General features: G+C 70.0%; 6 protein-coding genes, 1 tRNA gene and 5 pseudogenes. 4 read left to right on the top strand and 8 right to left on the bottom strand.

Annotation, left to right across the window (positions count from 1 at the left end):
* Position 1: 1 nt before the first annotated feature.
* Together LRS04_RS08305 and LRS04_RS08300 are read right to left on the bottom strand one after the other, a co-directional pair.
* Entirely contained in the window at positions 2–514 is a 513-nt protein-coding gene (locus LRS04_RS08305) for a glutathione S-transferase C-terminal domain-containing protein (RefSeq protein WP_257815950.1), read from the bottom strand.
* Positions 515–795 (bottom strand): annotated as a pseudogene (locus LRS04_RS08300) (glutathione S-transferase N-terminal domain-containing protein); the annotation flags it as partial.
* A gap of 83 nt (positions 796–878) precedes the next feature.
* On the opposite strand from LRS04_RS08300, the gene LRS04_RS08295 reads away from it, so the two are divergent.
* The gene (locus LRS04_RS08295; protein WP_257815948.1) at positions 879–1,580 is read left to right on the top strand and encodes a YafY family protein; all 702 of its coding nucleotides are present in this window, start codon (positions 879–881) and stop codon (positions 1,578–1,580) included.
* A gap of 35 nt (positions 1,581–1,615) precedes the next feature.
* Here LRS04_RS08295 and lptB read toward each other — a convergent pair whose 3' ends face one another.
* The 5 genes from lptB to LRS04_RS08270 all read right to left on the bottom strand — a co-directional run bounded on the left by lptB (position 1,616) and on the right by LRS04_RS08270 (position 4,335).
* Complete coding sequence (gene lptB / locus LRS04_RS08290; RefSeq protein ID WP_257815947.1) at positions 1,616–2,383, bottom strand: LPS export ABC transporter ATP-binding protein; 768 nt, start codon at positions 2,381–2,383, stop codon at positions 1,616–1,618.
* Between the two features lie 3 nt (positions 2,384–2,386).
* Positions 2,387–2,929: an LptA/OstA family protein gene (locus tag LRS04_RS08285; RefSeq protein WP_257815946.1), complete on the bottom strand. Its 543-nt coding sequence runs from the start codon at positions 2,927–2,929 to the stop codon at positions 2,387–2,389.
* Positions 2,930–2,939: 10 nt separating this feature from the next.
* Positions 2,940–3,566 carry an LPS export ABC transporter periplasmic protein LptC gene (gene lptC / locus LRS04_RS08280; protein WP_257815945.1) on the bottom strand — a complete coding sequence of 209 codons (627 nt, stop codon included), beginning with the start codon at positions 3,564–3,566 and terminating at the stop codon, positions 2,940–2,942.
* Positions 3,567–3,577: 11 nt separating this feature from the next.
* Complete coding sequence (locus LRS04_RS08275; protein ID WP_257815944.1) at positions 3,578–4,195, bottom strand: ribonuclease D; 618 nt, start codon at positions 4,193–4,195, stop codon at positions 3,578–3,580.
* A 53-nt stretch (positions 4,196–4,248) separates the two neighbouring features.
* Positions 4,249–4,335 (bottom strand) — tRNA-Leu (locus LRS04_RS08270).
* Between the two features lie 154 nt (positions 4,336–4,489).
* On the opposite strand from LRS04_RS08270, the pseudogene LRS04_RS08265 reads away from it, so the two are divergent.
* Positions 4,490–5,446: pseudogene (locus LRS04_RS08265) on the top strand (complex I NDUFA9 subunit family protein); the annotation flags it as partial.
* A gap of 15 nt (positions 5,447–5,461) precedes the next feature.
* Here LRS04_RS08265 and LRS04_RS08260 read toward each other — a convergent pair.
* Positions 5,462–6,263: pseudogene (locus tag LRS04_RS08260) on the bottom strand (undecaprenyl-diphosphate phosphatase).
* Positions 6,264–6,473: 210 nt separating this feature from the next.
* On the opposite strand from LRS04_RS08260, the pseudogene LRS04_RS08255 reads away from it, so the two are divergent.
* Both LRS04_RS08255 and gltB read left to right on the top strand, forming a co-directional pair.
* A pseudogene (locus tag LRS04_RS08255) lies at positions 6,474–7,923 on the top strand (NAD(P)-dependent oxidoreductase).
* A gap of 5 nt (positions 7,924–7,928) precedes the next feature.
* Positions 7,929–12,474, top strand: a pseudogene (gene gltB / locus LRS04_RS08250) (glutamate synthase large subunit).
* Positions 12,475–12,538 lie beyond the last annotated feature (64 nt).

Raw genomic sequence — 12,538 nt, 5'->3', positions numbered from 1 at the left:
GCTACGGGCCTGTTCCCCACCGATTGGTTAACCGGCGGGGAAATTCGTTAAAGCCGTTCAGGCGGCGAGCTGGGCCTCGACGTCCGCCTTCCACGGGAAGTCGGGGTAGAACAGCGCCATCAGCCGGTCGGTGTAGGCGACGAGGATTCGCGAACCCCTGGGCCCGCTCCTGCAGCTCGCAGGGGAAAAAGGGCGTGTAGAGCGCCGTCAGCATGCCCAGCGCCGTGGCGTCCGCGCCGCTGGGCCGGTCGCCGAACAGGAACCGCTGGTCGCCGAGGATCTCCGAGAGCGCGGCGAGCGACTTCAGGCCCAGCTCGACGATCTCGGCGTCGGAATGCCGCGCCACCCCCTGCGCCCGCATGGCGGCGCGGACCTCGCGCAGCACCTCCTCGTGGATCGCGTCGCGGGCCTCCGGCGGGGCGCCGTCGAAGAAATGGGCCGGGCCGCGGGCGAAGTTCTCCGGCGTCAGCCAGCGGAAGTAGCCGATCACCCAGCCGAGCTGGTTCTCGAGCATGCGTTCCAGCGCCCAGGCCTCGGCCCGCTGGCGGGCGCTCAGCCCTCGTCGAAGTCGACGCCGTACGTCCTCTCCAGGTGCATCCGGATGAAGGTCGAATCGGCCACCCGGACCTCGCCGTCGTCGATGAACGGGATCTGGCCCTTGGGGCTCTCCTCCGGCATGGCGTCGCGCGCCTCGTAGGCCAGGCCCGCCATCTTTAGCTGGATCTCGGTCTTCGAGACGTACGGGCTGACCTGGGGCAGGCCGAAGGCCGCCTGCGCGCCATACAGAACGATCATCGGGTCTCTCCGTCGTTGACAGGAAGCGAGACTAGGGGCCCCCTGCTGCCATCATTCTGTCAGCAGCTTGGCGGGAGACGGGGTTGCGACGGGCGGACCGGCTGTTCCAGATCATTCAGGTCCTGCGGAGGCACCGCGGGCCGGTGACGGCCGACGTCATCGCCGAGGAACTGGAGACCTCCAAGCGGACCATCTACCGCGACATCGCCGACCTGATGGGCCAGCAGGTTCCGATCCGCGGCGAGGCGGGCGTCGGCTATGTCCTGGAGGGCGGATACGACCTGCCGCCGCTGATGCTGACGCCGGACGAGATCGAGGCGGCCGTGCTGGGCGCCCAGTGGGTGATGGGTCAGGGCGATCCCGAGCTTGCCCGCGCCGCGCAGGACCTGGTCGCCAAGATCGCCGTCGCGGTGCCGGAACGCCTCCGCCCGATGATCCTGGAGCCCGCCACCCGCGCGGCGAAGAACTGGAAGGCCCTGCCCGACCGGCTCGACATGGCCCAGGCCAGGCGCTGCATCCACGGCGGCCGGAAGATCCGCCTCACCTACCGCGACGAGCAGGAGCAGGAGACCTGCCGGACGATCTGGCCGTTCGCCATCGGCTACCACGACACCGTGCGGCTGCTGGTCGCCTGGTGCGAGCTCAGGAACGATTTCCGGAGCTTCCGGACCGACCGGGTGGCCGTGGCCGAGTTCCTCGACGACCGCTATCCCGAGCGGCCGGCGGCGCTCCGGCCCGCTGGCGGAAATTCTGCCAGGAGGAGGGCCAGCGCATGCGGCACATGAAGGAAGCCGACCTGAAGGCGGCGAGCTGAGCCGCCCTAGTTGAAGCGGTCGCCCAGGTAGACCCGGCGGACTTCCGGATTGTCGACGATCTCGTCCGGGCTGCCCTCGAACAGCACCTCGCCCGCGTGGATGATCGAGGCGCGGTCGATGATGTCCAGGGTCTCGCGGACGTTGTGGTCGGTGATCAGGATGCCAATCCCGCGGCCCTTCAGATAGGTGATGACCTCGCGGATATCGGCGATGGCCAGGGGGTCGATGCCGGCGAACGGCTCGTCGAGCAGCATGAAGGACGGCTCGGACGCCAGCGCCCGGGCGATCTCCACCCGGCGGCGCTCGCCGCCCGACAGCGAGATGGCCGGGGCGTTGCGCAGGTGCTCGATGTGCAGCTCCTCGAGGAGCTCGGTGACCATGGCGCGGGCCTTCTTGCGGTCGCGCTCGCGCAGCTCGACGACGGCCATGACGTTCTCGCCCACGCTCATGCCGCGGAAGATCGAGGTCTCCTGCGGCAGGTAGCCGACGCCCATTCGGGCGCGCTGGTACATCGGCTGGGCGGTGATGTTCTCGCCGTCGAGGTAGATAGAGCCGTAGTCGGCCGGGATCAGGCCGGTGATCATGTAGAAGCAGGTGGTCTTGCCCGCGCCGTTCGGGCCGAGCAGGCCGGCGACCTCGCCGCGGGCGAGATGCAGGGACACGCCCTTCACCACCGGACGGCCGCGGTAGGACTTGCCGATGTTGTCGACCACGAGGCCCTGGCCGGCCTCGGCCGGGAGCGCCTGCACGCGTTCCTGCGTCACGGAGGCCATCGGCTAGTTCTTGGCCTGGGCGTTGGACTTGGAGGGATAGAACACGCCGCGCACGCGGCCCTGGGCGTTCTTGCCCGTCGCCTGGCCGACCATGTTGCCCTCGCCGGTCTTGGTGTTGAACACCATCTTTGTCCCGCGGATCACGTTCTGGCCCTGCACGGCCACCACGTCGCCGGTCATGGTCAGCGTGCTGTTGGCGGCGGTGTAGATGCCCTGGTTGGCGCGCACCCGCTGGTCGGGGGTCATGTAATAGACCTGCCCCTCGGCCTCGAGGCGATCGAGTTCGCCGCAGCCGCCGGTCTGGCCGCCGCCGCCCGCCGCGGGCTTGTTGAAGATCTTCAGCACCTGGGCCCGGAGGCGCGAGGTCTCCTGCAGGGCCTCGGCATTGCCCTTCCAGATCGCCGTGCAGGCGTTGTTGGTCACCTCCAGCTCGTCGGCGGTGATGTCGACGGGCGCGTCGGAGTTCTTGGCCAGCTGGGCGGCCGCGGAGCCGGCGACGAGCGCCACGGCCGTCGCGACGATCGGGATCAGGTGCTTCGTCGGCATGCGACCAGTCCTACTTCATGTTGAGGCGAGCGCGCACGCCGCCCTTGAACACCATCCGCTCGCCCTTGCCATAGACGGCATAGGACTGCGCACTGATATCACCAAGCGACCCTGTGCCCTGAATAGGACCTGAACCCACGAGTTCACCGGTCTTGGTGTCGAACAGCGATTCGGCGGTCTCGAACGACTGCTGCGGACTTGAGATGCGCACGCCGCCCTTCAGTTCAAGCTTGCGGTCGCCCTCGTGATAGATTCCCGTGGCGCTCGAGATCCGCATCGGTTCGGGGCCCTCCTCGTCGAGGACGAGCGACGGCCGTTCGAGCAGCACGCGCTGATAGTCGCTCTGCGAGCGGGTGGCCGAGACGGCGGTGATCACGAACGCGCGGCCGCGGTCGTCCCGGCCGACGAAGCGGGGATTCACCAGCCGGATCGGCGCGTCGGGATCGCCCGCCACCTCCGGCTTGGTCCGAAACGCGTTCCAGGCGACCGAGCCGGCCATGCCCAGCAGGATCAGGGCGATCAGGGCGGGGACGCCGATGCGCAGCCAACGCAGCGTGCGCGAGCGGCGCCGCCAGCGGTCGGCCGAGGTCCGGGCGGCCGGCGGGGCGTGCGTGGTGGGAAGGTCCGGCGACGCCATGCCCCCACCCCTCAAGCGTGCGCGAAGATGTCGACGTCTTCCCAGCCGGCGACGTCGAGCAAGGCGCGGTGCGGCAGGAACTCGAAGCAGGCGCGGGCGAGATGGTCGCGGCCTTCGCGGACCAGCATCTCGTCGAGCCGGGCCCGGAGACCGTGCAGGTGCAGCACATCGGTGGCCGCGTAGCTGAGCTGTTCCGGCGACAGGTCGCCTGCGCCCCAGTCCGAGCTCTGCTGGGCCTTGGAAAGGTCGACGCCCAGGAGCTCCTTGACCACGTCCTTCAGGCCGTGGCGGTCGGTGTAGGTGCGGGCGATCTTCGAGGCGATCTTGGTGCAGTAGACCGGCGCGGTGATCACGCCGAGGTGCAGCCAGAACATGGCGATGTCGAAGCGGCCGAAGTGGAAGAGCTTCAGCACGCCCGGATCGGTCAGCAGGCGCTTCAGGTTGGGGGCGTCGTAGGTCGAACGGTCGAGCTGGACGATATGGGCGTCGCCCTTGCCGTCGGAGAGCTGGATCACGCAGAGCGGGTCACGGCCGAGCCGGAGGCCCATGGTCTCCAGATCGATGGCCACGACGCTTGCGCCGGCCAGCGCATCCGCGGGCAGGTCGCCGCTATGCAGGAAATTCGTCAAATCGAACGCTCGCTCCGGCGATCCATCCCGTCTCTCCACTATAGAGAGAGGGATGGTGCCCAGGAAAGGACTCGAACCTTCACGGCCGTTAAGCCACTGGCACCTGAAGCCAGCGCGTCTACCAATTCCGCCACCTGGGCCCGGTCCGTCCGGATCGGGAGGCGGCTACATATGGCGCCCGCTCCCCCCGGTCAACGGCGCCTTTGCCACAGTTTTGAAGTCGCATTGCGGCGCGGGGCCGCATCGTCTATCCGCAGGCTCGAATTCGACGCTTTCAGAGAACGCGCGCGCGCCATGCAGAACCTTGTCACCGTCTTCGGCGGATCGGGCTTCATCGGGTCCCAGGCCGTGCGGCAGCTCGCCCGGGCCGGCTGGCGCATCCGCGTCGCCGTGCGCCAGCCGAACCTCGCCTACGCCATGCGCCTGCACGGCGACGTGGGCCAGATCGACATCGTCCAGGCCAACATCCGCAACGAGGCCTCGGTCGCCCGGGCGCTGGAGGGCGCGACCGCCTCGGTGAACCTGGTGGGCGTCGGCCGCGAGGCCGGCCGCCAGGGCTTCCAGGCGATCCACGCCTTGGGCGCCAGGACCGTCGCGGAGCAGGCCCGCGCCGCCGGCGTCACCCGCGTCGTGCAGATGTCGGCCCTGGGCGCCGATCCGGCCTCGCCCTCGAAGTACGCCCGGACCAAGGCCGAGGGCGAACTGGCGGTCCGCGAGATCTATCCGGACGCCGTGGTGTTCCGGCCCTCGATCGTGTTCGGGCAGGACGACGACTTCTTCAACCGCTTCGCCGGCATGGCGACAGTCCTCCCCGCCCTGCCCCTCTTCGGCGGCGGGACCACACGCTTCCAGCCGGTGTTCGTCGGCGACGTGGGCAAGGCCATCGCGCTCGCCGTCACCTCCGACGAGGCGGCCGGCCAGACCTATGAGCTGGGCGGGCCGGCGACCTACACCTTCCGCCAGCTCATGGAGCTGATCCTGGCCGAGACCGGCCGCCGCCGGCTCCTCCTGCCGCTGCCGAACGCGGCCGCCGACCTGCTGGGCGCGGCGGGCGACCTCGTGCAGGGCTTCATCCAGCCGCCGATCACCTCCGACCAGGCCAAGCTGCTGCGCGTGGACAACGTCTGTTCCGGCGCCTATCCCGGCCTCGAGGCGCTGGGGATCACCCCGACCGCCCTGGAGTCGGTGCTGCCCAGCTACCTCTACAGCTACCGCAAGGGCGGCCAGTACGCCGACCAGGACGCGCGCGCCCCTGGCCGTGATGCGCTAGCCGAGCGCCGCCAGCCCCACCAGGCCCACCACCCCGACGGCGATCCGCCACCAGGCGAAGGGCGCGAAGCCGTGGCGGCCGACGAAGTCCACCACCTTGCGCACGGTGATCACCGCGGCGATCAGGGCGCAGACGAAGCCCAGGGCAATGATGCCGGCGTCGTCGGGGCTGAGCAGCTTGTAGTTGCTCGCGAGGTCGACGGTGAAGGCCCCGGCCATGGTCGGCATGGCGAGGAAGAACGAGAACTCGGCCGCCGAGCGCTTGTCGCAGCGCATCAGCAGGGCGCCGGCCACCGTCGCGCCCGACCGTGACACGCCGGGGACCAGGGCCAGGCACTGGAACAGGCCGATCGCGAAGGCGGTCTTGAGCGGATAGCTCCCGGCGTCCGTGTGCACCGGCTCGCGCGGGATGCGGTCCACCAGCAACAGCGCGACGCCCCCCCACGATCAGGCTGATGCAGATCAGCCGCGGGCTCTCGAAGAGCACGCCCTTGATGAAGTCGTGCAGGGTGAAGCCCAGCACCGCCGCCGGCAGGAACGCCAGCAGGATGGAGAGCACGAACCGCCGCGCCGCCGGATCGCGGTGCAGGTTGGTGGCCACGCCCCAGAGGCGGCCGAAGTAGACGCTGATCACCGCCAGGATCGCCCCCAGCTGGATCATCACCTCGAACGTCTTGCCCGTGGACTCGAAGCCCAGGAAGTGGCCGAGCAGCAGGATGTGCCCCGTCGAGGAGACCGGGATGAACTCCGTCAGGCCTTCGACGATGCCGAGGATGATGGCTTTGACCCACTCGGGCACGGCGAACTCCAGCTTGAACAAGGCGGGCAAAGGGGCGGCACTATGGTGAAGAAGCGGTTCATCTCAAAATTGGACTAATTCTGCGGTCCACTCGCGCAGATGCTGCCGAAAACGTAGCCGCCCAAGGCCACATAGTCCTGATATTGTATCATCCTATTTTCGACGTACCGCCGCTCGCGTACAGGGCCGTCCTGGAAGGAGCCCTCGACCATGGCCGAGCGCATGCTGAAGTTCACCGTCACGCCCCGGTCGACCCCGGCCAAGCGGGATGCGGCCGCGCGCAAGGGCGACTTCCACGAGATCTACGCCGACTTCATCGACGCCAAGGCGGCCGAGCAGGCCTCGCGCTGCTCCCAGTGCGGCGTGCCGTTCTGCCAGACGCACTGCCCGCTCCATAACAACATCCCCGACTGGCTGCGGATGACCGCCGAGGGCCGGCTGGAGGAGGCCTACCAGCTCTCCCAGGCGACCAACTCCATGCCCGAGGTCTGCGGCCGGATCTGCCCGCAGGACCGGCTGTGCGAGGGTAACTGCGTCATCGAGCAGGCCGGCTTCGAGACCGTCACCATCGGCGCCGTGGAGCGCTACATCAACGACAAGGCCTGGGAAGAAGGCTGGGTCCGGCCACTCGTCGCCGGCCCCGACCGCGGCCAGTCGGTGGGCGTGGTAGGCGCGGGTCCCGCAGGCCTCGCCGCCGCCGAGCTGCTGCGCGAGCAGGGCTATGCGGTCACCGTCTATGACCGGCACGACCGGGCGGGCGGCCTGCTGACCTATGGCATCCCGGGCTTCAAGCTGGAGAAGCCGGTCGTCGAGCGCCGGGTGCAGCGCCTGGCCGATGGCGGCGTCCAGTTCCGCCTCGGCTTCGAGGTCGGCCGCGACGCGACGCTGGCGCAGCTGCGCGAGGCGCACGACGCGGTGTTCGTGGCGACGGGCGTCTACAGGGCCCGCGACCTGGAGGTCCCCGGCGCAGGCTCGGCCGGCGTCGTCCCCGCGCTCGAATATCTGATCGCCGAGAACCGCGCCGACCTCGGCGACGAGGTCGAGGGCCACAGGGACGGCCGGCTGCACGCGGCCGGCAAGCATGTGGTGGTGGTCGGCGGCGGCGACACCGCCATGGACTGCGTCCGGACCGCCGTCCGCCAGGGCGCGGCCTCGGTCACCTGCCTCTACCGCCGCGACAAGGCCAATATGCCGGGCTCGATGCGCGAAGTGGCCAACGCCGAGGAGGAAGGCGTGGTCTTCGAATGGCTGGCCGCGCCGCGCGCCGTCACCGGCGAGGCGCTGAAGGCCGCGGGCCTCCGCGCCGCACGGATGCGGCTGGGTCCCCCCGACGCCTCCGGCCGCCAGGCGCCCGAGGAGATCGAGGGCGCCGACTTCGAGCTGAAGGCCGACCTGGTGATCAAGGCGCTGGGCTTCGATCCCGAGCCCCTGCCCGAGACCTTCGCCGCCCCCCGACCTCGCCGTGACCCGCTGGGGCACGCTCAAGGCCGACTTCCGCACCATGATGACCTCGGTCCCCGGGGTCTTCGCCGGCGGCGACATCACCCGCGGCGCCAGCCTCGTCGTCTGGGCGATCCGCGACGGCCGCGACGCCGCCGCCGCCATCCACCGCTACCTGACCGCCCACGCGAGCGCCGACGCGCTCATGGCCGCGGAGTGACCGCCATGTCCGACTACGTCCAGCACTACCTGTCCGAACGGCAGAAGCTCGTCGACGCCAACGGCGGCTACGACATCACCGAGCAGCACGACGCCTGTGGCGTGGGCCTGGTCTGCGCCATCGACGGCAAGCCGCGCCGCGAGGTGGTGGAGCTCGCCATCCTGGCGCTGAAGGCGGTCTGGCACCGGGGCGCGGTCGGCGCCGACGGCATCACCGGCGACGGCGCCGGCGTGCTGGTCTCCGTGCCGCAGGACTTCTTCGCCGCCCACGTGGAGCGGATCGGCCACCAGGTCCGCCCTGGGCCGATCGCGGTCGGCCAGGTCTTCCTGCCCAGGACCGACCTCGCCGCCCAGGAGGCCGCCCGGACCATCGTCGAGGCGGAGGCCCTGCGCTTCGGCTTCTACATCTACGGCTGGCGCCAGGTGCCGGTGGACACCTCGGTGATCGGCCGCGACGCCGCGGCCACCCGGCCCGAGATCGAACAGATCATGCTCTCGCCGCCCAAGGGGCTGGAAGGCGAGGCGCTGGAACGCGCCCTCTTCCTCTGCCGCAAGCGGATCGAGAAGCAGGTCGCCCAGGCCAACATCCAGCACTTCTACCTGTGCTCGCTGTCCGCCCGGTCCCTGATCTACAAGGGCATGTTCCTCGCCGAACACATCGACGAGTTCTATCCCGACCTCAAGGACCCGCGGTTCAAGGCGGCGGTGGCGATCTTCCACCAGCGCTACTCCACCAACACCTTCCCGGAATGGCGGCTGGCCCAGCCGTTCCGGATGCTGGCCCACAACGGCGAGATCAACACGCTGAAGGGCAACCGCAACTGGATGCGGAGCCACGAGATCCGCATGGCCGCCAACGCCTTCGGCGACTACCAGGACGACGTGAAGCCGGTGATCCAGCCGGGCGGCTCGGATAGCGCCGCGCTCGACAACACCTTCGAGGTGCTGGTCCGCGCCGGCCGCGACGCGCCGATGGCCAAGACCCTGCTGATCCCCGAGGCGTGGAACGCCCGGACCGAGGAGCAGATCAAGCCAGACCACCGGGCGCTCTTCGCCTACTGCAACGCGGTGATGGAGCCCTGGGACGGGCCGGCGGCGGTCTGCGCCACCGACGGCCGCTGGGTGATCGCCGGCAAGGACCGCAACGGCCTGCGCCCCATGCGCGTCGCCGAGACCTCCGACGGCCTGCTGATCGTGGGCTCCGAAGCCGGCATGGGCCGGGTCGAGGAGACCCGGATCACGCGCAAGTCGCACATCGCGCCCGGCCGGATGCTGGCCGTCGACCTCGCCGAGGGGAAGCTCTACGGCGAGGAGGCGATCATCGACCGGCTGGCCGCCCAGCACCCCTACGACCGCTGGCTCGGCAACATGGTCGAGCTGGAGGACCGGATCGGCCCCGGCGAGGAGCCGCGCCTGTTCGGCCGCGAGGAGCTGGTCCGCCGCCAGGCCGCCGCCGGCATGAGCCTGGAGGACCTGGAGCTGATCCTGGCCCCCATGGTCGAGGACGGGAAGGAAGCCGTGGGCTCGATGGGCGACGACACCCCGCTGGCGGTGCTGTCCTCCGAGTACCGGCCGCTCAGCCACTTCTTCCGGCAGAACTTCAGCCAGGTGACCAACCCGCCGATCGACTCGCTGCGCGAGACGGCGGTGATGAGCCTCAAGACCCGGTTCAAGAACCTCGGCAACATCCTGGCCGAGGACGAGACCCAGACCGACGTCTTCGTGCTGGACAGCCCCGTCCTGACCACCGGCATGTACGCCCGCCTGGTGGAGGCGATCGGCGAGAAGAACGTCGCCGTCGTCGACTGCACCATGCCGGTCCCGGCCGGCGAGGCGCGGGCGGGGGACGCGCTGCGCGCCAACCTGGAACGCATCCGCATCGAGGCGGAGGACGCGGCCCTGCGCGGCTGCTCGACCATCGTGCTCTCGGACCTCGCGACCGGTCCCGACCGCGTCGCCCTGCCGATGATCCTGGCGACCGGCGGCGTGCACGCCTGGCTCGTCGCCAAGGGCCTGCGGTCCTACGTCTCCATCGTGGTGCGCTCGGCCGAGTGCCTGGACACCCACTATTTCGCCGTCCTGGTCGGCGTCGGCGCCACCGCCGTGAACGCCTACCTGGCGCAGGAGGGATTCCTCGATCGCCAGGACCGCGGCCTGACCGGCGACCGGTCGCTCCGCGAGCTGTGCCTGAACTTCAAGACCGCCATCGAGGGCGGCCTGCTGAAGATCATCGCCAAGATGGGCATCTCGGTGATCTCGTCCTACCGGGGCGGGCTCAACTTCGAGGCCGTCGGCCTCTCGCGCAGCCTGGTGGCGGAGTTCTTCCCGGGCATGCCCTCGCGCATCTCCGGCATCGGCCTGGCCGGCCTGGAGACCAAGGCGGTCGAGATGCACCGCCGGGCCTGGAACCCCGCCGCGCTCTCCCTGCCGGTGGGCGGCTTCTACAAGGCGCGCCGCGCGGGCGAGGCCCACGCCTTCGAGGCGCGGATGATCCACACCCTGCAGACGGCCTGCGACCGCGGCGACTACCATATCTACAAGCGCTTCTCGGACGGCATGAAGAAGATGCCGATCATCCAGCTTCGCGACCTCCCTGGCCATCCGCACCGACGAGGTGAAGCCGGTGGGCTTGGACGCGGTCGAGAGCGTCAACGAGATCCGCAAGCGGTTCGTCACCCCCGGCATGAGCCTGGGCGCGCTCGGCCCCGAGGCGCACGGCGCGCTGAACATCGCCATGAACCGGATCGGCGCGAAGTCGGTGTCCGGCGAGGGCGGCGAGGACCGCGCCCGCTACCGGCCGCTGCCGAACGGCGACAACCCGAACTCGGCCGTGAAGCAGATCGCGTCCGGCCGGTTCGGCGTCACCGCCGAGTACCTGAACCAGTGCCGCGAGATCGAGATCAAGGTCAGCCAGGGCGCCAAGCCCGGCGAGGGCGGCCAGCTGCCCGGCTTCAAGGTCACCGAGCTGATCGCCCGGCTGCGCCACGCGACGCCCGGCGTGATGCTGATCAGCCCGCCGCCGCACCACGACATCTATTCGATCGAGGACCTGGCCCAGCTCATCTACGACCTGAAGCAGATCAACCCCGACGCCAAGGTGACGGTGAAGCTCGTCGCCATGACCGGCATCGGCGCGATCGCCGCGGGCGTGGCCAAGGCCAAGGCCGACGTGATCCTGATCTCCGGCAACGTCGGCGGCACGGGCGCCTCGCCCCAGACCTCGATCAAGTACGCCGGCGGACCCTGGGAGATGGGCCTCTCGGAGGCTAACCAGGTCCTGACGCTGAACAACCTGCGCCACTCGGTGAAGCTCAGGACGGACGGCGGCATCCGCACCGGCCGCGACGTGGTGATCGCCGCCATGCTGGGCGCCGAGGAGTTCGGCATCGGCACGGCCAGCCTGATCGCCATGGGCTGCATCATGGTGCGCCAGTGCCACTCCAACACCTGCCCGGTGGGCGTCTGCACCCAGGACGAGGCGCTGCGCGCCAAGTTCACGGGCACGCCGGAGAAGGTGATCAACCTCTTCACCTTCATCGCCGAGGAGGTCCGCGAGATCCTGGCGCTGCTCGGGCTGAAGTCCCTGCAGGAAGCCGTCGGCCGCACCGACCTGCTGATGCAGGTCTCCCGCGGCGGCGAGCACCTGGACGACCTCGACCTGAACCCGCTGCTGGTGAAGGCCGATCCGGGCGACCATCAGCCCTACTGCACGGTTGAGGGCCGCAACGAGGTGCCCGACACCCTCGACGCCCAGATCGTCCGCGACGCCGGGCCGGTCTTCGAACGCGGCGAGAAGATGCAGCTCACCTACACGGTCGCCTCCACGGCGCGCTCGATCGGCGCCCGGACCAGCTCGCACATCGTGCGCCGGTTCGGCATGGACGGGCTGGCCCCCGGCCACCTGACTGTCCAGCTCAAGGGCTCGGCCGGCCAGAGCCTGGGCGCCTTCGCGGTCCAGGGGCTGCGCATCGAGCTGACCGGCGAGGCCAACGACTACGTGGGCAAGGGCCTCTCGGGCGCGACCATCGCCATCCGGCCCTCGCCCCACCTTGCGCAGCCGGAGAAGAACGCGATCATCGGCAACACCGTGCTTTACGGCGCGACGTCCGGCCGGCTGTTCGCGGCGGGCCTGGCCGGCGAGCGGTTCGCGGTGCGGAACTCCGGCGCCACCACCGTCGTGGAGGGCGTCGGCGCCAACGGCTGCGAGTACATGACCGGCGGCATGGCGGTGATCCTGGGCAAGGTCGGCTTCAACTTCGCGGCCGGCATGACCGGCGGCATGGCCTTCGTCTACGACGCCGACGACAGCTTCCAGCGGTCGCTGAACCGCGAGAGCGTGATCACCTGCCGCGTCGCCAGCGCCCACTGGGCCGGCGTCCTGAAGGACCTCGTGGAGGAGCACGCCCGGGAGACCGGTTCGGCCCTCGCCGGCGAGCTGCTGCGCAACTGGGACCTCGCCCTCGAGCGCTTCTGGCAGGTGTGCCCGAAGGAGATGGTCGGACGCCTCGACCACGCGCTGGAGGCCGAGGAGGCCGTGCACCGCCGCGCCTGACATCCGGCGCCGGGCGCCGCCGGGCGCCCGGATATGCGGCGGGCCGTCGCAGGGTTTCAGCCCT

Origin of the sequence: Phenylobacterium sp. J367 (assembly GCF_024699985.1) — a bacterium.
GTDB lineage: Bacteria > Pseudomonadota > Alphaproteobacteria > Caulobacterales > Caulobacteraceae > Phenylobacterium.
Note: the sequence above shows the minus strand (reverse complement) of the source record. Positions and strands in the feature narration are given on the sequence as shown.

Coding starts and splice junctions, on each gene's coding strand:
- LRS04_RS08305 (WP_257815950.1), bottom strand. CDS start 514: ATGCTCGAGAACCAGCTCGGCTGGGTGATCGGCTACTTCCGCTGGCTG.
- lptB (WP_257815947.1), bottom strand. CDS start 2,383: ATGGCCTCCGTGACGCAGGAACGCGTGCAGGCGCTCCCGGCCGAGGCC.
- LRS04_RS08285 (WP_257815946.1), bottom strand. CDS start 2,929: ATGCCGACGAAGCACCTGATCCCGATCGTCGCGACGGCCGTGGCGCTC.
- lptC (WP_257815945.1), bottom strand. CDS start 3,566: ATGGCGTCGCCGGACCTTCCCACCACGCACGCCCCGCCGGCCGCCCGG.